This window comes from Leptospirillum ferrooxidans C2-3 (assembly GCF_000284315.1).
Classification (GTDB): domain Bacteria; phylum Nitrospirota; class Leptospirillia; order Leptospirillales; family Leptospirillaceae; genus Leptospirillum; species Leptospirillum ferrooxidans.
Genome location: NC_017094.1, coordinates 1,566,421 through 1,586,750, shown reverse-complemented (window position 1 = coordinate 1,586,750; position 20,330 = coordinate 1,566,421). Strand labels below are relative to the sequence as shown.

General features: G+C 49.2%; 19 protein-coding genes. 15 read left to right on the top strand and 4 right to left on the bottom strand.

Features of this window, described 5'->3' with window-relative positions; all coding sequences use genetic code 11:
* Window positions 1-182: 182 nt before the first annotated feature.
* Both ltrA and LFE_RS08085 read right to left on the bottom strand, forming a co-directional pair.
* Window positions 183-1,640: a group II intron reverse transcriptase/maturase gene (gene ltrA, locus LFE_RS08090; protein WP_014449738.1), complete on the bottom strand. Its 1,458-nt coding sequence runs from the start codon at window positions 1,638-1,640 to the stop codon at window positions 183-185.
* Between the two features lie 554 nt (window positions 1,641-2,194).
* A complete protein-coding gene (locus LFE_RS08085; protein WP_014449737.1) occupies window positions 2,195-2,554 on the bottom strand; it encodes an IS110 family transposase in 360 nt (119 codons plus the stop codon).
* A gap of 674 nt (window positions 2,555-3,228) precedes the next feature.
* Between LFE_RS08085 and LFE_RS08080 the strand changes: the two genes are divergently transcribed.
* The 13 genes from LFE_RS08080 to LFE_RS08020 all read left to right on the top strand — a co-directional run bounded on the left by LFE_RS08080 (window position 3,229) and on the right by LFE_RS08020 (window position 17,511).
* On the top strand, window positions 3,229-4,476 hold the full coding sequence (locus LFE_RS08080; protein ID WP_014449736.1) for a M16 family metallopeptidase: 1,248 nt from the start codon (window positions 3,229-3,231) through the stop codon (window positions 4,474-4,476).
* A 1-nt stretch (window position 4,477) separates the two neighbouring features.
* Window positions 4,478-5,197 carry a pyridoxine 5'-phosphate synthase gene (locus LFE_RS08075; RefSeq protein WP_014449735.1) on the top strand — a complete coding sequence of 240 codons (720 nt, stop codon included), beginning with the start codon at window positions 4,478-4,480 and terminating at the stop codon, window positions 5,195-5,197.
* A 42-nt stretch (window positions 5,198-5,239) separates the two neighbouring features.
* Window positions 5,240-5,623 (top strand): holo-ACP synthase, encoded by a 384-nt coding sequence (gene acpS / locus LFE_RS08070; RefSeq protein WP_014449734.1) that lies wholly within the window; start codon window positions 5,240-5,242, stop codon window positions 5,621-5,623.
* On the top strand, window positions 5,620-7,230 hold the full coding sequence (locus tag LFE_RS08065) for a bifunctional ADP-dependent NAD(P)H-hydrate dehydratase/NAD(P)H-hydrate epimerase (protein ID WP_014449733.1): 1,611 nt from the start codon (window positions 5,620-5,622) through the stop codon (window positions 7,228-7,230). The genes acpS and LFE_RS08065 overlap by 4 nt, the downstream gene beginning before the upstream one ends.
* Window positions 7,217-8,011: a uracil-DNA glycosylase gene (locus tag LFE_RS08060; protein WP_014449732.1), complete on the top strand. Its 795-nt coding sequence runs from the start codon at window positions 7,217-7,219 to the stop codon at window positions 8,009-8,011. Before LFE_RS08065 ends, LFE_RS08060 begins: the two co-directional genes overlap by 14 nt.
* Entirely contained in the window at window positions 8,008-8,289 is a 282-nt protein-coding gene (locus LFE_RS08055) for a hypothetical protein (RefSeq protein WP_041774247.1), read from the top strand. The genes LFE_RS08060 and LFE_RS08055 overlap by 4 nt, the downstream gene beginning before the upstream one ends.
* Entirely contained in the window at window positions 8,279-10,801 is a 2,523-nt protein-coding gene (gene mutS / locus LFE_RS08050; protein ID WP_158310256.1) for a DNA mismatch repair protein MutS, read from the top strand. The genes LFE_RS08055 and mutS overlap by 11 nt, the downstream gene beginning before the upstream one ends.
* A gap of 39 nt (window positions 10,802-10,840) precedes the next feature.
* Window positions 10,841-11,380, top strand: coding sequence for a PEGA domain-containing protein (locus LFE_RS08045; protein WP_041774246.1), 540 nt, complete (start codon window positions 10,841-10,843; stop codon window positions 11,378-11,380).
* A gap of 128 nt (window positions 11,381-11,508) precedes the next feature.
* Window positions 11,509-12,669, top strand: coding sequence for a hypothetical protein (locus LFE_RS08040; RefSeq protein ID WP_014449729.1), 1,161 nt, complete (start codon window positions 11,509-11,511; stop codon window positions 12,667-12,669).
* 116 nt (window positions 12,670-12,785) lie between these two features.
* Window positions 12,786-14,015 (top strand): YncE family protein, encoded by a 1,230-nt coding sequence (locus tag LFE_RS08035; protein ID WP_014449728.1) that lies wholly within the window; start codon window positions 12,786-12,788, stop codon window positions 14,013-14,015.
* A 16-nt stretch (window positions 14,016-14,031) separates the two neighbouring features.
* A complete protein-coding gene (locus LFE_RS08030) occupies window positions 14,032-14,853 on the top strand; it encodes an enoyl-ACP reductase FabI (RefSeq protein WP_014449727.1) in 822 nt (273 codons plus the stop codon).
* Window positions 14,854-15,134: 281 nt separating this feature from the next.
* Window positions 15,135-16,073, top strand: coding sequence for a QcrA and Rieske domain-containing protein (locus tag LFE_RS08025; RefSeq protein WP_014449726.1), 939 nt, complete (start codon window positions 15,135-15,137; stop codon window positions 16,071-16,073).
* 55 nt (window positions 16,074-16,128) lie between these two features.
* Window positions 16,129-17,511: a cytochrome b N-terminal domain-containing protein gene (locus LFE_RS08020; RefSeq protein WP_014449725.1), complete on the top strand. Its 1,383-nt coding sequence runs from the start codon at window positions 16,129-16,131 to the stop codon at window positions 17,509-17,511.
* On the opposite strand, the gene LFE_RS08015 is transcribed toward LFE_RS08020, so the two are convergent.
* Window positions 17,492-17,755 (bottom strand): glutaredoxin family protein, encoded by a 264-nt coding sequence (locus LFE_RS08015; protein ID WP_014449724.1) that lies wholly within the window; start codon window positions 17,753-17,755, stop codon window positions 17,492-17,494. The two genes, LFE_RS08020 and LFE_RS08015, sit on opposite strands and share 20 nt — an antisense overlap.
* Window positions 17,756-18,032: 277 nt before the next feature.
* Here LFE_RS08015 and LFE_RS08005 point away from each other — a divergent pair, with 277 nt between their 5' ends.
* The gene (locus tag LFE_RS08005; RefSeq protein ID WP_014449722.1) at window positions 18,033-18,395 is read left to right on the top strand and encodes a Rid family detoxifying hydrolase; all 363 of its coding nucleotides are present in this window, start codon (window positions 18,033-18,035) and stop codon (window positions 18,393-18,395) included.
* 155 nt (window positions 18,396-18,550) lie between these two features.
* On the opposite strand, the gene rpmB is transcribed toward LFE_RS08005, so the two are convergent.
* Window positions 18,551-18,742, bottom strand: coding sequence for a 50S ribosomal protein L28 (gene rpmB / locus LFE_RS08000; protein WP_041774923.1), 192 nt, complete (start codon window positions 18,740-18,742; stop codon window positions 18,551-18,553).
* Between the two features lie 424 nt (window positions 18,743-19,166).
* On the opposite strand from rpmB, the gene LFE_RS07995 reads away from it, so the two are divergent.
* On the top strand, window positions 19,167-20,270 hold the full coding sequence (locus LFE_RS07995) for a GGDEF domain-containing protein (protein WP_014449720.1): 1,104 nt from the start codon (window positions 19,167-19,169) through the stop codon (window positions 20,268-20,270).
* Window positions 20,271-20,330 lie beyond the last annotated feature (60 nt).

The window sequence follows — 20,330 nt, the reverse complement described above, 5'->3', positions numbered from 1 at the left end:
GTAGGGTAGCCGGGGACCCTTTCAGGTCCCAAGCCCCCGAGGAACCCGGCGTGAAAGTTTCCCTTCACCGTGGCTCGAACACTCATAAGCCCCTTGAGGGAGCCGGTCGCGCTTTCCAACCTTGGTGGCGCTGTTGAAGACAATGGGATGAAGGCTTCAGGCGCAGGTGCGCTCTTTCCTCTTCACAGTTCAGCCATGCCCCATCTTTCTTCTCCGAATGCTTCTCGCTTCCGCTTGTGGCGGTCCTTGAAGTATGTTTTCCAGATGGGATCGTAGGGGTTGGCTTCTTTCCTGACCTTGACGTGTCTTACGATCTTCGTATCGCTGGCTTTGACCAGCGATACCCAATTTCCCTTGTCGTCTTGGTCCGCAAACACCCAGATTCGTGTCCCGATGGTGTGAAAATAACGTTCCCTGATCCATCGGGCGCTTTTCCTCGGATGTCGGCGTTTGGCCCATTGCCATAACAGCTCGAAAATCTTGGAATCCACATGGGCGAAGGTTTCCTTGGCGACGGCCCCGCGGTGGTAGTTGGACCACCCACGGATCAGCGGATTCAGAAAGCCAATCACGTCGATTTGCTGCGCCTGTTTGTGTCCTTTAACCCAATCCCGGATTTTCGTCAGAATCGCTTTCACATTCTTTTCCGACGGTTTAATCAGGAGCTTCCCGTAATACTTTCGGAAATTCCACCCGAGAAAATTGAACCCCTCGTCGATGTGGGCAATAAAGGTTTTCGTCGGAGACAGGGTCATTCCCCGTTCCGTCAGAAACTCCTGTATGCGCTCCTTGGCCCTTTCCAGAACGTCTTTCGAAGGCCCGGTCAGAATCCAGTCATCGGCATAACGCACGAGATGGAGGCCCTTTCCTTCCGACCATGTTTTAAGCCAGAGATCTAGACCGTCCAAGGCCCAGTTAGCGAGCACAGGCGAAATAATTCCGCCCTGCGGGGTCCCGGACTTCGTGGGTTGGAGTTCTCCTTTGTGAATCACTCCTGCCTTCAGCCACTGTTGAAGCATGGTCTTGTCCATAGGAACGTTGGACACCAACCAGTCGTGGCTGATCCGGTCGAAGCAGGCTTCGATGTCCCCTTCAAGGACCCAGGGAGAGCGTTTGCGACTGGCCAACAGAAGAAAGAGATGTGCTCTCGCATCTGCGGTCGACCGCCCCGGTCGGAAGCCATAGGAGCTTCCGTCCGCCCGCGTTTCCGCCACCGGATCCAGAGCCAGCAGATGAAGCGCCTGCATGGCTCGGTCCTTCATGGTGGGGATGCCAAGCGGCCGCATCTTGCCGTTGCTTTTCGGAATGAAGACCCTTCGGAGCGGTTGGGATTGATATCCCTCCCGTTTCAGGGTCGGCAGGGCTCGGATCTTCGATTCCGGGGTGGACCAGATCACTCCGTCCACACCCGGCGTTGCCTTTCCTTGGTTTTCTGTCACTCGCTTCACGGCCAGAAGTCGACCGAAGAACGAGCGTGTCAGAAGACGCTGGAGGTCTTTGACTTTTCCCCAGTCTTCCTCTTGCGTGGCCTTCACAATGCGCGTCTGAAGTCCTTTTACCACCCTCTCGACTCGGGACCAGTCGATAAGGCCCCAGTGCGTGAAGGAGCGATGGGGCAACGTTGGCGGGGTTTCCGTCATCTACGTCAACCTTTCTCTGCAAAACGTTCAGAAGAATTTGTGATTGAGCATCAGCCGGACGTGGGCCCCCTTTCGGGGCAGGGCATGAACCCCTATCCCGGCGATTACCGCCGGGCCTTCGCTTTTTCCGGCTTCCTTCGCCCGCATGCCCAAGGGCCTTCCTTGCGGTTGGCTTGCCCCGAAGGGCAGGCATACGGGGTTGTCGTGTTCCGCTTGATGAGCGTGCGATGGGGGAAGGTCTCGTCTGTACACCGGCGGGAGTTGTCGTCAGCGTAAATCCTATACAACAGAAGATCTACCAACCCGCTTACCTTTTGGTTCAAGCCTTGGCCAGCAACTTGAGCTTGTCAAACGTAACGATGCTTGCGACGATTCACCTGGGTTGACCTTTCCCGTCTAGCCCTTGCCCCTCCCCGGTCGTTGCTACCAGGTTCGGATTCCTCTCACGACTTGTCCTACGGTTCCCCGCGGGTACGTTTCCGACAGCTTCATACCGGACGATTACTCCTCCCGCATGTGTCGGTGGGCTCCACTGGCTGAACAGTGGGTTCTTCCTACAGAACAGCTCCTGCAAGCGACTTTTCACGTCGCACATTGAAATCATTCTTCTGGGAGGTGGCAAAGGGCTTGACGTGATGCAGAGGAATCAGCATCGGCGTATGCCCCAGAGACTGGCAAACCTGCCCCCAACACTGGGCTCCGCCGCAGGCTTCCATCGCCACGATGACACGGGGAAGCTCCGGGCGAGCCAGCCAGTCCCGGAAGCCTTCCCGATGGAATTTCCGCCGCAGGATCTTCTTCCCTTCGGCATCAAGACCCACCACATGGAACGTGTTCTTGGACAGATCGACGCAAACGGTGACAAGGGTGGATTCCGGAGTGATTTTCGTCTTCTTCGGGGTCTCGACTTTCATGCGTTCTCCTTACATAATTGAAAAGGGTGTTTTGCGTGTGGGGGAGAGGCGTTCTTGGCGCCTCTCCCTATTTTTGTCCCGGAAAGAATACCCGATCGGGAGCCGGCATCCCACCCCAGGCTGCACGGACCATTCCATTATGCGCGGGCAAATGTTCAAGTTTTAAACGATCAAAAAAGAGTTGGCCAACTATCGGGGACATGTTCTCTGGTCTTCAAACCGATAATTCCTGATTGTCTGGGGCATTCTCATTGGCAATGATATAACCTCTCATTGAGGGGGGAATCCAGGGATGGGCAGTGTATACTGTTCTGGGTTCTTTTTAATCTTCAGGGAGGGAATGTTCAGAAAGGATTCTGTGCATGAAGCCGGCAAGGATCCTTTTTTCTCTCTCCCTGGAGTAAACGGGTTGTTTTTTTACGCTCAGTTTGCTCCGTTCTCCTGATTGAAGAGGATAAATATTGGAGTTGTATCCGCTTTCCCAACCGTATCAAACTCAAGTTTTAGTCCCTTGAGATGCTCCGATTGATTTCAACGTTCCTGGCAAGAGGAGCCACTCTTCTGTTTCTTTTTTGGATTGTAGGGATTGTTCAATGTATTCTGGTGAAGAATGAGTCCATATCCTTTTAGTTTAATGCAAGATGACAATGATGTTTTTTTGAAAGGAATTTCAGGTGGGATACGTAACTGCTGTTTTAAAGAATGGATTGCCGGTTTACTGGGATCCGATGCCCGAGAGCCGGGCCGCATCAATTGGGGTATGGGTTAGATCGGGAAGCCGTTATGAGGAAATCTCCCAGGGAGGCATGACTCACTTTCTGGAACATATGTGTTTTAAAGGCACCAAAACAAGAAATGCGCAAGAGATCGCTAATGAGATGGACTTTCTCGGTGGAGAAATGAATGCTTTTACCAGTCAGGAAATTACGTCTTTCTATGCGATGGTTCTTTCTGAAAATGCGCCCAGGGCAGTTTCTTTGCTTGGAGACCTCCTGTGTGAATCTGTTTTCGATGAGGAAGAACTTGAGAGAGAAAAAGGAGTTGTTCTGGAGGAGTTGATGGAGGCAAAAGATGATCCTGAGGATCTTGTTTCAGAACAGCTTTTTTCATCGTATTTTGCCAATCACTCTTTTGGCCGTCCGATCCTGGGAACAGAAGAATCTATTCAAAAGTTTTCCCAGAGGTCCGTCATGGAGTATTTTCAAGAAAATTATCATTCTGGATCGATGTTCATCACCATCGCTGGCAATGTTGATTGGAAACTGATTCTGAAAACACTGGAAAAATCTTTTGGAAAGTCTCCCAAGAAAAAACTGGATCGAATCGCTCAGGATCCCCCATTCGAAAATTTTGGAATATGGGAATCGGATGAAGACTTTGAACAGGTTCATATGAGTATTGGCGTCAGGGGTATTCCCCAGCGTGACCATAGACAGTCAGCTCTGAGGTTGCTCACAACCCATCTTGGCGGTGGAATGAGTTCAAGACTCTTCCAGGAAGTTCGGGAAAAGAGAGGATTGGCCTATTCTGTTTATGCTTCGCCAATGTCTTTTTCTGATGGAGGAATAGTAAGGGTCGTTGCTTCAACACGCCCATCCAAAAGAAAAGAACTTCAGAGTGTCCTTCTTTCGGAGATTGAGAGAGTTGAATCTGTTCCTCTTACTGAAGATGAGTTGGCCCGATCCAAAAATCAGTTGAAATCTTCTCTGCTTTTTGGACTGGAAAGTGTGTCGGGCCGGATGAGCAAGATGGGGCGCAATCTTTTGACTTGGGGGGAAGAGATTCCTGTTTCCAAAATCGAACAATGGATTGATGAAGTGACACCGGAAGATATCCAGTCTTTGGCTAGAGATCTTGAGTGGGGTAAGAATTACGGTATTTCTGTGATGGGACCGATCTCAAAAACCAAAAAAGGCCACTGATGTGATTGTGTTGGGGGTCAATATAGATCATGTCGCGACATTACGAAATGCCCGAGGGGGAAAAAATCCCGATCCTCTTTTAGCAGCGGAAGTCGTCCATTCCTCAGGGGCAGGTCAGGTTGTTTGTCACTTGCGGGAAGATCGTCGACATATTCTTGATCAGGATCTGGTGGATCTTCTCTCCTGGGGAAAGTTGCCGATTAATCTGGAGATGGCGCTTACATCGGAAATGCAGAAAAAAGCCCTGGACTCAATCCCTCAACTGATTACTCTTGTTCCGGAAAGAAGGCTTGAAAGAACGACTGAAGGAGGGCTTTCTCTCGATCCTGAATTGAGCCAAAAGATTCAGGGATTTCATAAGCTGACTTCCGGAAAAAACATTCCGTTGTCCTTGTTTTTGGATCCCGATATGGAAGAGGTCAAGAAAGGTTGCGATCTTGGTGTTGAACAAATAGAACTTCATACAGGGCCCTATGCCAATTCTTTTGGCAATGGGCCGGATTCCTATGAGCTGGAACGGTTAATCGAGTGTTCGTTGTATATTGCTTCGAGCGGTGTAAGACTTGCGATGGGACATGGTCTTGATAGTGTCAATCTATCGCCACTCCTTTCAATCCCGAATTTGGCTGAGGTAAATATTGGCCACAGTATCATTTCCCGGGCGGTTTTTGTCGGACTTTCGGCGGCCATTGGCGAATTACAGGAACAATTGAAGCGGTGAAGGTGCCGATCTGCCGGGCCATCCTTTGCTAGGAAAAGACCATTGGAAAACATTGTTTCCATCGGGACGGACCTTGTGTCCATTGACAGGATACGGGAGCTGACTGAAAAGTATGGCAATCGCTTTCTTGAACGTATTTATACAAGAAGGGAAATTGCGGAGTCCTCTCTTTCCCCGGCGTATCTTTCAGGGCGCTTCGCAGTCAAGGAAGCTGTTCTCAAGGCCATGGGGACCGGTTTATCTTCAGGTTTAAACTGGCGGGACGTTGAAACGATCCGGATGCCATCGGGAGCACCAACCGTTTGTCTTTACGGTGAAGCGGCAAGAAGAGTCTCTGCGATGGGATCCGGGAGGATAATGGTCTCCATATCCCACGAGCGGGCGTATGCTTTGGCGTTTGTCGTTTTTTTGGGGGAGTCTCCATGAAGGTTGTTATTCCTTCCGAAATGTCCAGAATGGAAAAGAGAACCATTCAGGAAGGTTTTCTCAGCGAAGATCTTTTGATGGAAAGAGCTGGCTTGGCCGTCGCTAGAGGCGTTTTGGCTCTTTCTCCATTTCCTTCCAGTGTTGTCGCAATGGTTGGAAAAGGGAACAACGGCGCTGATGCTGTTGTCGCATTAAGGCACCTGGCTCTCAAAAGCATCAAAACGGCAGCCATTCTCTTATATCCGGAGGGAGAACACTCAAAAGCCCTGAGTTTGGCTTTAAAAAGACTTTCCGTAGCTCAAGGTGGCCGACCGGACGGGATCCTCCATTTTTCTCCCCAAACATCCATCCATAAACTCAGACATGCAAGTGTGATCATTGACGGGATTCTTGGTACAGGCTTCAAGGGAGAACCCGCCAATGAGGTTCTTGTCGCGATTGAAACCATGAACGCCCTTCATGTTCCTGTCCTGTCTGTGGACATCCCCACCGGGCTTGATGGCGAAACCGGAAGGGGAGAGAAGGCCGTTCAGGCGAATCGGACTGTTACCTTCGCCTTTCCCAAATGGGGGCTTCTGGTTGATCCGGGATGTCGTTACACAGGAGATCTGGTTGTTTCTGACATTGGCCTTTATCCTTCACTCTCCTTTCCGGCTCCTTCCCGTCAGCTTATTCTCCCCGAGGATATGGCGACTCTTTTACCCAAAAGGCCACCTTCTCTTCACAAGGGACAAGCTGGCCATCTCCTTGTCTGGGGAGGTAGCGATGGAAAGTGGGGAGCCCCGATGCTCTCCGGTCTCGGTGGCCAGAGGGCAGGAGCAGGGCTTCTCACGCTTCTCTTTCCGCATACGGGACCCAAGACATCTTTTTTCCCTGAGCAGATGATCAGGTCTTTGCCGGAGTCTTTTTCAGAGGGATTGTCGGCAATTTTTGACAACATTGATGTTGTCGCAATGGGGCCCGGTTTGTCTCCTGGATCCGAGGAACTTCAGATTTCCCGATATGTTCTGGATGAGTTTTCGGGGCCTGTTGTGGCAGATGCCGGAATCTTTGACTTATACCGGAATTTTCCCATGAGTCTTGTGCGATCAAATGGAGCTCCCCTGATTCTGACTCCCCATCCCGGAGAGTTTGCTCGTTATCTGAATCTTCCTGTTTCCACTGTTTTGGAGCACTCAACAGAACTTCTGCTGGAATGGTCCGAAAAACTATCAGCCATCATTCTTCTGAAAGGCTACAGAACAATCATCGCTGCTCCTGACGGTCGAATGACCGTGAATATGACAGGAAGTCCGAACATGGCGACAGCGGGTTCGGGAGATGTTCTGACCGGAGTGATTTCCGGTTTGCTCGCTCAGGGAACATCCCCTTATGAAGCGGTGATCTTGTCTGCATATCTCCATGGTTTGGCTGGAGCGGAGCTTGCGAAGTCAAGATCCATTGGTATTTTGGCCAGGGAGCTTGCCGATTCAGTTGGTCTTGTCCTTTCAGCTGCTGCCACGGAAATGGACCAATCGGTTCCTCATGATCCGTGGGGTGATATTCTTCTCACCAGGCCAGCAAGACCAATCCTTCCCACTACAGGCGGACCCTATGAGAAAATCTGATGGCAAAGACATGGATGGACTCCTCGTCCACCTGCGTTATCTTTCAGACCTCTATCCGGATCTTCCCGTGTCTAAAACTATCTCTCCCAAGGTGGCTCTCGGGAAAGGCGCCGATTCTTCCCTGCAAGATCAACGAAAAGATCTGGAGGCAAAAGTCGATCCTGCGGAATCCTTACCACTTAAAACTCCTGCAAGTCGATCCGAGGCACTTGATTCTTTGGCTGTCAAGGTTTCTGAGTGCAGGGCCTGCCCCCTTGGTGATTCCCGGACCAATCCAGTTTTTGGAGAAGGAAATTTCAACGCCAGGCTTCTCTTCATCGGTGAGGGGCCAGGGGCGGAAGAGGACCGGACCGGAAGACCTTTTGTAGGGAGGGCTGGAGAGCTCCTTGATAAAATGATTGTTGCGATGGGGCTCTCAAGGGAGGAGGTCTTTATCGCCAATGCCGTCAAATGCCGTCCACCGTCGAACAGAACCCCAGCTCTTGTTGAGAGGGAGGCTTGCAAACATTTTCTCCTCGAGCAAATCAGGATCGTTTCTCCTGAAGCCATCGTTCTGCTAGGCCAAACTGCGATCTTCCAGGTGATTTCGAATGAGTCGGCCATATCCTCGGTAAGGGGGGTTGAAACACTTCTGCAGGATTTTCCCGGAATCAGGATCATGCCGACATATCATCCCGCCTATTTGCTCAGAAATCCCCAGGCAAAGGCAGTCGTCTGGAAGGATTTGCAGCAGGTCATGAAGTGGCTTGACCTGCCACTGCCCGTTTTGAGGGAAAAGTGAAGGCGATCAATGGACTGTTCTTGTTGCTCATAGCGTTCCTTGGAACCTTTTTTGTTCTCGAGAACGATCACGATACGGTTTTTGTCCAGATCCCGTTTTGGGGGCAATCGAATCCCGTTTCTGTGGGCGTTTTGGTCCTCCTTTGTTTTTTGTCCGGAATATTCGCGACTCTTTTTTTTATCCTGTTAAGCAAAATTGGCAGTTCCCTGAAGAAGCGTTTTTCAAGGCAATCTCCTCATGGAGGTGGCCAGCATGGTGAAGGGGATCATGGACACTGAAGAAATGGCATCTCAAAAACGATGGGTTTATCCGGACACTCCATTGTTTCGGCAGTATCAGGGGTTAAGGGAAAAAGCAGGGGAAGCCCTTCTTTTTTTCCGACTGGGAGACTTTTACGAATTGTTCGGAGACCAGGCGGTGGAGGTTTCCAGAGTATTGGGGCTCACCTTGACTTCGAGGGATCGGAATAAATCCAATCCTCTGCCCATGTGCGGGATTCCGGCCCGTTCTCTGGAACTTTACCTTCCACGTCTCGTATCTCTGGGATACCGGATTGCCATTTCGGAGCAGACACAGCCGGATTTGGAGTCCGACGGAATGTTTGCAAGAGAAATTGTGAGAATTGTGACAAGATCGACTTTGATCGAAGATCCATCGCTTGAAGGGGGACAGACAAAAAATGGTGTCTGTATCGTCCGGATGGATGAATCGGTTGCGATATCGAGTCTGGATCTCTCAAGCGGACATCTTGCTGTGTTTGAACCGCAGAATAAAGGAGATCTTGATGCCATTCTGGACTGGATGGCCTCAAAGTCGCCTGTGGAGATTCTCATCGCAGACAACGAATTGTCTGTCGCCTTGTCCGGAATAGACCATCAGAGAATGTCTCCTTCCGAAATTCCTTTGACAGAATTGCTCGATGTCCTTCCTCAAGGTTTCGAGTTTCCGGTCCTTTCTCCTGCATCGGAACGGGCGCTTTCCACACTGATCTCTTATGTTGCCTCGCTCAAGGCCGGGATCATCCACCATCTGACAGGTGTTACGGTCGAGAAAACGGTGGGTACCCTTGTGATCGATCGCGCATCGATACGCCACCTCGATCTTGTTCCGGATCAGGAAGACCGGAAAAAAAATGGAAGTCTTCTGGAGGTTCTGGACCAATCCCGCTCTTCACTGGGGAGCAGAATGCTCAGACGTTGGGTCTTGGCGCCTCTTTCCGATCGGGAGACAATCCTGTTGCGACAATGGATTGTGAAACGCATGGATGAAAACCCACGATGGGCTGATAGGATCGGGGATATTCTTGGTTCAACGGGGGATATTGAGAGAATTTTAGGAAGAATCGGAATGAAAGGCCGATTGCCGCGAGATCTTGGAGGGATCAGGGATGGAATCCAGGGGGCTATCGAGCTTGCCAAGATGCCAGAATGGACCGAACTGCTGCCGGATCATAAAAGAGATGCTTCGATCGAGATCCTTTCGGCGATGGTTCTCCGGTTGTCCGGAGCTCTGGTGGATGATCCGCCTGTTTCCTGCGGAGAGTCTCCGGTCATTCGCGACGGTTTTGATGCGGAACTGGATGGCTATCGGCACTTTGAAAGGGAAGGCGATCAGGATCTTTTGAAAATTGAAGAAAGAGAGAGACGTTCGACGGGAATCGATACCTTGAGAATCCGTTATAATCAGGTTGCCGGTTATTATATTGAAGTGACCAAGGGGCAGGTATCAAAGGTCCCTTCCCACTATTTCAGAAAACAAACATTGACGGGTGTCGAGCGATATACACTTCCCGAGCTGATGGATTTTGAGCAGCGGATAGCGGAATCCCGCTCAAGGGCTCAACAAAGGGAGTTTGCCCTTTTGGATGAGCTGACGACACTGGTGTTGTCTTTGTCGGCCCAAATTCAGAGAATGGCGGAGTTTCTCGGAACGGTTGATGCATTGCTCTCCTTCGCCAGAGTCGGAAAAAAGAGACAATACGTTTTGCCATCATTTTCAATGGATGGTGCCATGTCGATTACAAATGGACGACACCCGATTGTTGAAGCCAGACTTATGTCGGGGACCTTCATGCCGAACGATACCAACCTTGGGTCTGGGACATTTGTTCTCCTCACGGGTCCAAACATGGCAGGCAAATCAACATATATGAGGCAACTGGCCCTTATCCAGATCATGGCCCAGATGGGAGCACCTGTTCCGGCGGATTCGGCGGTCCTGCCAATTGTTGACCGGATACTGACAAGAGTGGGTGCGAATGATCATATTCTCGAGGGGGAGTCAACCTTTATGGTGGAGATGAAGGAGGTTGCCAGGGTATTGAGGGATGCGACCTCCAAAACGCTTGTCATTCTTGACGAGGTCGGAAGGGGTACCGCTACCTTTGATGGAATGGCCATTGCCTGGGCAGTCTCCGAATATATCCATGATCACATCCGCTCCATGACACTCTTTGCCACACACTATCATGAACTTCATGCCCTGACGGAAAAGGGACAACGATTTTTGAACCAGTCTGTCGCTGTCCGGATCGAGGGAGGCAAGATTTTCTTCCCTCACAGGATCAGCTCGGGTCACTCTTCAAAATCCTACGGCATTGATGTTGCAAAACTGGCAGGGGTTCCGGAGGTTGTGATTGAACGGGCAACACGAATACTCGAACACTGGAATCGTCAAAAGCCATTCAAGGCGATTTCCGACGGGCTTTCCCAATTGCCTGAGAAGGATTCCGGTGCCTTGCCTCTTTTTAACTGGAAGGTGCGCTCTGATAAGCCCACTCAATCCTCATAGCGGTGTATGCACACTGGTTTTCATCGACTCGGAGGCAGCATGTCCAGAAATCCTTTCACCTTTTCCATTACTCTTCTAGTGGTATTTTCCCTGTCTCCGATCATGGTGTATGCAGATGGATCGGGTGATTCGACTTCCCAGTCTCTTTTGAAGGAGATGAAGAATCGTTATTTGAACCAGGGGAACCAGATGGTATCGCCAACGCTTCCACCATCACCTGGGGCCGGACTCCCGCCACCTCCTTCCTCTCCTTCGATTCCTCCCATGAATGGATCAGGGGCGCCTTCCACTTCCAATGGACCAGTCTCTCCGGACGCATCTTCTCCGATTCCGGATCAGACACATACCCTTTTACGGATTTCATCAAATCCCTCCGGAGCCAAAATGCAGGTTGACGGGGTTCTGATTGGAGATACTCCCGTTTCTTTTGAGGCCCATGCAGGGATGAGCGGAACTGTCTGTGTCACTAAAAACGGGTTTTATTCAAAGTGTTTTTCTGTCTTTTTCCAAGGCGGAAAGACTATCAGGACACAGATATCGCTGGAGAGGGTTCCTCCGTCCAATCCCTTTGCTCCATAGGGGCAAAGAGCTTTGGATGTCGGGCTGGACCAGACTTGCTGTCCCGCACTTTTCCTTTTAATATATGCGACGACTTATTAAGCATCAGGATTGAACCTTTTCACTGGAAATGCGGAGAAAATTGAACGATGTCTGATTCACATGATCATTCCCATGACACTTCGGATGAAGATTTAAACGAGCTCATAAACAGTCTCTCTCAGGTGATCGATAAGGGGACGCCGGAGGTTGTGCTTGAAAATGTTGAGGATGATGATGTCGTCTCAGAAGCCTTGGCGACACTCTATGAGATGGATTCGTTGGGGGTTATTTCCTCATTGCCATCGATCACCCCCGACTGGTCTCTGGCAATCAGGAGATTTTTGGAGACCTATTCCGAAGGTGTTGAGGTCGAAGATGACCTGGTCCAGATCGGGGGCACTTCGGAAAACAGTCGCTTTATGTATGGATTTGGAATCATGATTGATGGTCTCGAAAGACCGGATCTCTCCCTTTCTCCCGATACTCTTGAGAAAATTCAGGAAAAGCTTTCAAGTGTTTTTCAGCTGCGATCGAAATCGATGCTCTACCTCCACCCAACACTTGCCCTGTTACCTGAACTCTATCTTTTCTCTTTTGAGGAACGACGTGAGTTTTTTCTTGAAGTTCCCGAATCACAGACGCTTTTGCCTGATGGACTGGGTTCCGTGTCTGAAGAGGGTTCTTTCTTGTCCGCTCCGGTTGAGACCATTCTTGGTGAAGAGCATCCTGTCGTCAGATATCTGGGAAGCTCCCAAGAACTGCACGAAGGTGAGTCGGGGTATCCCGTTTTTCTTATGGGATCTGTTATTTCGCAGAATTCTCCTATGGAAGGTGGAATTCAGGAGTTTCTAGAGGGGGATGATACGGGATTGTTTGATGCGATCCTGTCTGAGATAGGAGAGATGCTGGATCCTGAAAATGAAAATGCGGATGACCTCCCTTCTGTTTCCATTTTGCCGTGGTCACTTCTCTTTCCGATGGGGGTTTCTCTTCATTTTCAACAGCGGGTCATGGAGTTTGTCTACCGGATGAACCTTTCCGGGAAGGAAACTTTGGAAATGGTTCCTTTCTGGGAGAATGGATTTCTCTGGATTCATGCTTCTCTTAAAGGAAAAAATGAGGGCCATGATTTTCTTGTTGTGGATGAATATGTCCTTGAGTTCTTGGAAGAACTGATTGAGCCGGTACTGACGGAAAGTCTTCCTGTTCGCCTGAAATGGCATCCATTGCCAAAGGACGGGAGAGGACTGTCTCTTGGACTTGTCTAGGAGACTTTCTTGATCGGTCCCGGGTTTTAAAGGGTTTTATGCAGTTGGGGAAAAAGCGAATTCTGCTTTTCGGTTATTGGTTTTATGATTGATTTTCATGGTCCCCGAAGGATTAAATGAAGTTCAAAGGTGTCATCTCTCTTTTGTTTTTGCTGCTTCTGTGCAGGGCTTTTTTGCCTGATGATTCATTCGGAGGATCGGTCCTTCAGGCAAATGTGCCCACTGGCACTGTGTCTTCGGTCAAGATAGAATCCCGGCCCTTATATCGCCTCTCCTACCCAATCCAGACAATGAGGATGGGGTACAGCAAGACAGCGCATCTGGTTTTCCTGACACTGATGAAAAGTGGTCAGGTCCTTGTTCTGGACAGCCGAACAGGAAAAGTGATCAAGACGATCTCCAACGTAGTGAAGCCACTTGATGCGACATTCGACTGGAAGAAAAGGAATATTCTTGTGACGGAAGGGGACTCCAGGGAGTTCCATGTCATACCGCTAGATGATCCATCGAAGATGAAAGATTTACCAACGGGACTTAATCCGACAGTGATCAAATACCGGGGGGATTTTGGAACATTCCTTCTCGCTGGAGCCGTTCATATTCTCTATCGACTGGACTCCGCTTCCTATCAGGTCGAACGCTGGACCGCTTTCGGAGACCGGATCCATGAAATCACTTTTTTGGGTAAAGGGCTCTACATCCCGTTGCTCCGGCATTCCCGGATATTGGTTGTCGACGGGAAGACACTTCAGGTGACCCATCAAGAGACGCTGGATCTTTGTGAACGACTGACCACAGTTTTGCCACTCACCGGTGGAGGTGTTGCAGCCCTTTGCGAAAACGAGCTTCTGGTCCGGAGACAATCCGGAGGAGCGTTTCATCACAGATACAGTGATGATTCTCCTGGGACAATGGTGGGTCCTGTCCAGTCAGAGTTCCTGTTGATCTTTTACCCGGATGCAGAGGAGATGGTCCTGACAGACTTGAGAACACTTAAACCTGTTCAGAGAGTTTCTATTGACGGCCGTCCGATGTGGTCTCTTCTCAATCATGATGGAACCGGGGTTTTTGTGGTTGTTTCGAACCCATCTACCGGTATCGTCAGCTTTGAGCGATTTTCCCTGAATCCTATTTATTCCCAAAAGGTTGCTGTGGGTAAAACGAAAAAGATTCTCCCTCAATTGGTGAATCCTGTTCTTCCGGCATCAGGCTCACTCCCCATTTCGGGAAAAAACAGCGCATCTGCACCTTCCATCAAAACGGCTCCTCCTTCGGGGAGTTCTCAAAAGGGGGTGCTCCCTTCTTCTGCAAAGACACGGGGAACGGGTACTCCCCCCAACAAATAGAATTGGAGGTAAAGTCATGACTGAAACAGTTCTGGGTAATCAGATGCTTAAGGGGCGTCACATTCTGGTCACAGGAATTGCCAATCGTTGGTCCATTGCCTGGGCAGTGGCAGAAGCGGTTCTCCGTGAGGGCGGAAAAATCACACTGACCTACCAGGGCGAGACCCAGCTTGGAAATATCAGGAAGATTCTTGCCGACATTCCTGGTGGAGACAGCGTTCTGGTTGAGCCGCTTGATGTGTGTGACGAAGAGCAGTTGACCTCTCTTTGTTCGACACTTGAAAAGGCTGGAATTTTTCTGGACGGAGTGGTCCATAGCATTGCTTTTGCCCTTAGGGAAGAGCTAGATGGACATTTTGTCGATACCAGCCGGAAGGGTTATCTTTTGGCACAGGAGATCAGTGCTTTTTCCCTTGTGGCTCTTTCAAAGGCGCTTCTTCCTCGCATGAATGACGGAGGAGCCATTGTTGCAATGACCTATCTGGGCTCCGAACGTGTGGTTCCTCACTACAATGTCATGGGAGTGGCAAAGGCTGCCCTTGAATCGGCTGTTCGTTATCTGGCCTATGATCTGGGTGGTCGAAAAATCCGCGTCAACTCACTGTCGGCCGGACCGGTTAAAACCGCTTCAGGTCGTGCGATCAAAGGGTTTGGAGATATGGTGAAGACCGTTTCCGAACAGTCGGCGATCAAGGAGCAACTGACCGTTTCTGAGGTTGCAGATGTTGCGGTTTCTCTTTTGTCACCTTATTTCAGGGGTGTTACAGGGGAGCTGATTCATGTCGACAAGGGGTATCACGCTTTAGGAATGGTTTTGCCGGGTTCATCTCCCGCCTAGACATCATCACCAATCAGCATTCTGCTTATCGTCGAACTCTTCTTTCTTGAACAATCGAGGGAGGGTTCGACGATTCACTTTCTGGCAATTTCCATTTGTGTTTTCTGTCTAACGAGTCTCCTGTTCCAATTGTAAGATCTATTTATTGTAATATTTTTATATTTTTTAAATCTTTTAAATGCTTATTTTGAGTTATTTGATTTGATCGGATTGGTCTTGGGGAGTAGTATGGATTTCAGCTCTTCTTCATTAACAAAGAATCTTATTTACGGGAGGGAATCATGACGGAGCCAGTAGTGTTTCGAATGGGCATTCCGGTTCTGGATCATTCGGGAAAACAGGTTGGAACCCTGGAGCAGCTTGTTTTTCACGAAACCCAAAAAAAAATTGTGGAGCTTGTTGTCCGTGAACTATCCGGGCTCCGGCGCTTGCCCATGGATTTGGTGTCCGAGATCTCCCCATCATCGATTCATCTTAAAAAGTCGATGAATTCAGATGGGCTCTCGAAATGGCCCATTTTTCACCCGGAAGACTATGAGGAGGTTCCATCATGGTTTTTTCCTCCAGGTGCCCATATTGAGATCGGAGCGCTTGTTACGCTTAAGCCCTGCGATTTGAGGGAACTAGGAGAAGATCATGCGATGAGCCGTCGGGACTTCATGGCAAAATCAACGGTTGTCGTGGCATCAATGATCGGTGTCAGTCTTGTTGTTCCCATAGGTGGGTATATCCTGACTGCAACCCAAACAAAAGTGGTAGATCATTGGATTGACCTTGGAATCAATCTGAACGCACTTCCTACGGATACGCCCATTTCACATCCATTTTTTGGAACTTCAGTGAGTGGGTGGATGAAGGTTCCTGTTTCCAGATCCGTCTGGCTGATCCATCATTCCAATCCCAATGCTCCGGATTCCAAATCGGAAGACCAGATCAAGGGGATGGATTCTCCTCTGGAACTCAAAAACTCTGATCCCAGAATTACCGTTCTTTCTCCTGTTTGCCCCCATCTTGGCTGTGCTCCCCAGTGGACGCCAGAACAGAAAGAATTTATTTGTCCATGCCATCACTCCATCTATCAGCTCAATGGAAACCGTGTTTCCGGTCCTGCTCCAAGACCTATGGATTCTTTGCCCGTTAGGGTTTCCAAAGATGGGGCGATATCGATTGTTTATGAGCAGTTTGTTGTCGGGATTCCTAAAAAGGTCAGATTGTCCTGACTTGATGCCACGGTAGTCTTGTCCAAAATCCTTTTAAAAATAGGAGGGTTCTTTCATGCATCCTTCCCGTCCGAACCGTTTGGTTGAGTACCTGGATGAACGGATCAGAGTTCGCTCCCTGATGCAGTTTCTTCTGGCAGAGCCTATGCCGGGAGGCGCAAGATGGGCTTATATTTTTGGAAGCATGGTCCTTTTCTCCCTGATCATACAGTTTGTGACAGGTGTCATGCTGGCCTTTGACTATGGTGGGACTCCCGATCATGCCTGGGACAGTGTCAACTATATCGATCACCTGAAATATGGAACGCTTCCGGTTGGACGATTGATCAGAGGATTCCATTACTGGGGAGCATCGGTCATGGTCATTCTGGTGGGAATCCACCTCCTTCAGGTTTTTATCTGGGGGGCTTACAAGCGACCAAGAGAAGTCATGTGGCTTGTTGGTGTCGTTTTACTGGCACTGACGATGGTAGCCGCTTTTACCGGCTACCTTCTGCCTTGGGACGAGCGAGCTTATTGGGGAACGATTGTCGGAACAAACATGATGGGGATCATTCCGGTTGTTGGTCCCGTAATCAAAAGTGCCATCCGGGGAGGAACCGGCTTGGGAGCCTTGACCCTGTCGCATTTTTTTGCCATCCATACGATGGTTCTCCCATCTCTCTTCATCGGCTTTTTCGCTTTGCACATGGTTATTTTTCGCCGGGTCGGCCCTGCGGGGCCATTCCGGGGATCTCCATCCGAGCTTGAAGAGAAAAAAGAGTATTTTTATCCAAGACAGGTGTTGATGGATTCTCTCGGAATGCTTTTTATCTTTATCCTGGTCGCCACGCTCGCTGTTCTTTTTCCTCCGGGACTGGAAGCGATGGCCAATCCTGCGAACTCCAGTTACTCGCCGACCCCTGCATGGTATTTTGACTGGATTTTTGAGCTTTTAAAAATGATTCGCCCTGAAATTGCAGGTGTTTTGGGAGTCCCACTGATCGTCGGGATTCTTCTGGTGGTTTGGCCATTTTTTGATAAAAGCCCCGAACGCTCTCCTTACAAGAGACCGGTCGTTGTTTCAACCATTCTTTTAAGTCTTGGGCTGATCATTGTCCTGTCGTTGGAGGCAGAAGCAGGATACAAGCCCATGGTGGCACTTGACAGAACTGCCATGGCTCGGGGGAAAATCGTTTTTGACCATAGTGGCTGCATGGGGTGCCATATGGTCGACGGAAAAGGGGGAAAGGTTGGCCCGGACCTTTCGGAAGAGGGGCTTGTTGGCCATTCGGAACATTGGCTCAAAGTCCAGTTTGTCAATTCGAAGGCCCACTTCCCTCAATCCCCGATGCCGGATTTTACGTTTTTGAAGCCGGAACAGATTCATGATCTGGCGCAGTATGTTTCGTCTCTTGGAAGAGCCGGATGGCCTGATCCTACCGCTCCGACTCCTTAAGGGCCCGAATGATGGATGTTGCCCTCTGCTTTTCTGGCATCCCCGAGAAGTAGAGCCGGTTGTTGATCAGAGTCGATGGGACCATCTGGATCTGGTGTTCTTCCCGAAGGCAGGCGCCTTCTGGAGATTCGATATCCACTTCTGTGTATTCGATGTCCTGATCATCGGACAGTAGCTCCCAGAACCGTTTTACGGGGGGGCAAGTCGGGCACCAAGTTGCGGTGAGAAGAATGACTTTGACCATGGTTCCTCCAAAATCTGTATGGTGTTTGTGGGGTGTTCCGATAGTGTACTGGAATGTTCACTCGTTGTCTCAGTATTTTGGAGGTTAAATGCTTGACCATTTGTTTTTGGGTGCAATTGGAGGCGCAATCTTTGGCTTGTTTTTATCAAGGGTCAATCGGAAAGGATTTTGTTCCGGTGTTGTGTGCCGGATGAATGGAGACCCTAAAGTCTCTATCCCTTGGTATGCAATGATCGGAGCTTTTTTGGGCGCAACATTTAGAGGAGATTAGGCAAGCATGAATGATTTTCCCGTTCCCGTTGGACCGTATCAGACAGCCAGAAAACATGGTGGATTCCTTTTTCTGTCAGGGCAAATTCCTCTTGATCCGAATTCCGGAAATCTTGTTGAGGGTGGTATCTCGTCACAAACAGAAAGAGTGATTCTGAATATCGCTGGTGTATTGAAATCGTATGGTATCGACTGGAAATCTGTTTTGAAGGTCACCGTATATCTGACAGATCTGAACGATTTTGCGGAGATGAACGGCGTGTATTCAAGATTGATCGGAGAGCCTTATCCGGCCCGTTCAACGATCGGTGTCGCTTCTCTGCCAAAATCGGCAAAAGTCGAGATTGAGGTGACCGCGGCATTATCGTGAGGAATTTTTTCGTTGATGGACGAAGTTTGATTCTTATTGATTTTTCAAGACGAATGAACACGGGATGTGGAAGTAGAAGCACTTTTGTGATGAAGGAGGAGCCGTTCCGTGTTTGCTCCTCCAATATCTGTTTCAAAAAAGCGGAGTAGGGCGAACTAAAGGGCTTTTTGGACTTTTCCGCTTCGAATGCAACGGGTGCAGACCTGTAACCGCTTTGCTGCTCCGTTGATCAATGCCCTGACTGGCTGCAGATTGGGACGAAATGCCCTTTTGCTGACCCTATGGGAGTGGCTGATCTGGTTTCCCATGACTTTTGTCTTGCCACATACTGCACATTCTTTGGCCACGATTTTACCTTTCTTTAAACGGGATCCATCCACAAAACCCCTTCATTCTAGAGAGAAAAAGAATCGAAATCAAGTGATTTTGGATGAGACTTGGTGTCTCTGATTTCAGACAACCCGATTGAGAGACTCTTGTCCTTGATCAGGAAGATGAATCTTTCTGATCAAGGACAGAATTGGGCCTTTGCGTATGAGACTCTTTTTACGAATATTTATTATTATGGGTGTAAATGTTTTTAACAAAAACGATTTTTCATTGAAATCCTTGATATTTTTTTATGTTGGACTAGAATGATTGTCAAAATTTTTTCATTCTGAACGTAATGTTCCCTTGTGCGCTTCTTGTTCGTGATGGAAATAGTTTCCTGGTGGTGGCTGTTATTTTATGTCGGGTCTTTTTCCTTTAAAATGAAGGAGATTTCTGGAAGTGGGAGATGCTACGAGCAAGAAGCCCTCAGAATTAGCCGCACATACTCTTCGTCAGCTCAGCCGGGACGGACTACCCCCTACTCCCTGGAATTATGCTGAAGTCTATTTTCAGATGGAAGCCTCTCCGGGTAATGAAGCCCTGTCCGATCTGATCGAGGTTTCTTCCCTTTTTGCCCAGATGGAGGAGGATTCCTGGTCGCTGAGGCAACTCGAAGGCTTAAGCCGGTTGATCCCCAAGGTCCATCTATTGTCAGATACGGAGGTTGGTCGGGAGGTTCATTTTATTTTGAAAGATATCCTGACCCGGAACAGAGGTTTTCTGAAAGAGGTCCTGGAGGATAAGAAACAGTTTCAGAAGACCGTAGTGTTTTTGAATCAAATGGTTTCCCAGATTTCCGGTACGCTGGAAAGTGCTTCTTCCAGGCTTGAAAAAAATGTTGAACGCCTCAATCAGTCCAAATCACTGGAGGAGGCGAGAAAGATTTTTGAAAAGATTACTGACGAGTCGAGAGAACTTCTCTCCACAATCAAAAAAATGGGAGCCGATATCGCCACGGCGAACAAGCAGCTGATGGTTTCATCGATTGAAGCCAATCTCGATCCCCTGACAGGTATCTTGAACCGTAGGGGACTCCAGCGAAAACAGGGAAACTTTGTCGGAATGCCAGTGGTTTTTATGGTGTTTGATGCGGATCATTTCAAGGCGCTCAACGATCAGCACGGACATGCGGCCGGGGATCTTTTTCTCAGGCAAGTGGTGCTATTTGTCTCGAGGCAACTCGAAAATATGAATTTCTCTTTTTGTCGTTGGGGTGGGGATGAGTTTCTTGTTGTCTTTGAAGGTGAGTCATTGGAAACGATTCTCGAAAAAGCGGAAAGCATTCAGAAGAATCTTGACCAAGGGGTTCCTTCTCCCACGATTTTTCTTCCTGGAACAAAAAAAAATCGGGTAACCCTCAGTATCGGTCTTTCCGGTGGTGACTACCGGTACCTTTCTGATTTCGATCGATTCTTTTCATTGGCGGACAAAGCTCTCTATCAAGCGAAGCAAGATGGACGGAATCTTGTTCGGGCCATCCATCTTGATGATTATTCCGGATAGTCCAGAGGGAGATTTTCTTTGAGTGCTTGGTGTCCTGCGTTTTTGGCTTACATGATCCCG

Coding starts and splice junctions, on each gene's coding strand:
- ltrA (WP_014449738.1), bottom strand. CDS start 1,640: ATGACGGAAACCCCGCCAACGTTGCCCCATCGCTCCTTCACGCACTGG.
- LFE_RS08085 (WP_014449737.1), bottom strand. CDS start 2,554: ATGAAAGTCGAGACCCCGAAGAAGACGAAAATCACTCCGGAATCCACC.
- LFE_RS08065 (WP_014449733.1), top strand. CDS start 5,620: ATGAAGGTTGTTATTCCTTCCGAAATGTCCAGAATGGAAAAGAGAACC.
- LFE_RS08060 (WP_014449732.1), top strand. CDS start 7,217: ATGAGAAAATCTGATGGCAAAGACATGGATGGACTCCTCGTCCACCTG.
- mutS (WP_158310256.1), top strand. CDS start 8,279: ATGGACACTGAAGAAATGGCATCTCAAAAACGATGGGTTTATCCGGAC.
- LFE_RS08045 (WP_041774246.1), top strand. CDS start 10,841: ATGTCCAGAAATCCTTTCACCTTTTCCATTACTCTTCTAGTGGTATTT.
- LFE_RS08040 (WP_014449729.1), top strand. CDS start 11,509: ATGTCTGATTCACATGATCATTCCCATGACACTTCGGATGAAGATTTA.
- LFE_RS08035 (WP_014449728.1), top strand. CDS start 12,786: ATGAAGTTCAAAGGTGTCATCTCTCTTTTGTTTTTGCTGCTTCTGTGC.
- LFE_RS08030 (WP_014449727.1), top strand. CDS start 14,032: ATGACTGAAACAGTTCTGGGTAATCAGATGCTTAAGGGGCGTCACATT.
- LFE_RS08025 (WP_014449726.1), top strand. CDS start 15,135: ATGACGGAGCCAGTAGTGTTTCGAATGGGCATTCCGGTTCTGGATCAT.
- LFE_RS08020 (WP_014449725.1), top strand. CDS start 16,129: ATGCATCCTTCCCGTCCGAACCGTTTGGTTGAGTACCTGGATGAACGG.
- LFE_RS08015 (WP_014449724.1), bottom strand. CDS start 17,755: ATGGTCAAAGTCATTCTTCTCACCGCAACTTGGTGCCCGACTTGCCCC.
- LFE_RS08005 (WP_014449722.1), top strand. CDS start 18,033: ATGAATGATTTTCCCGTTCCCGTTGGACCGTATCAGACAGCCAGAAAA.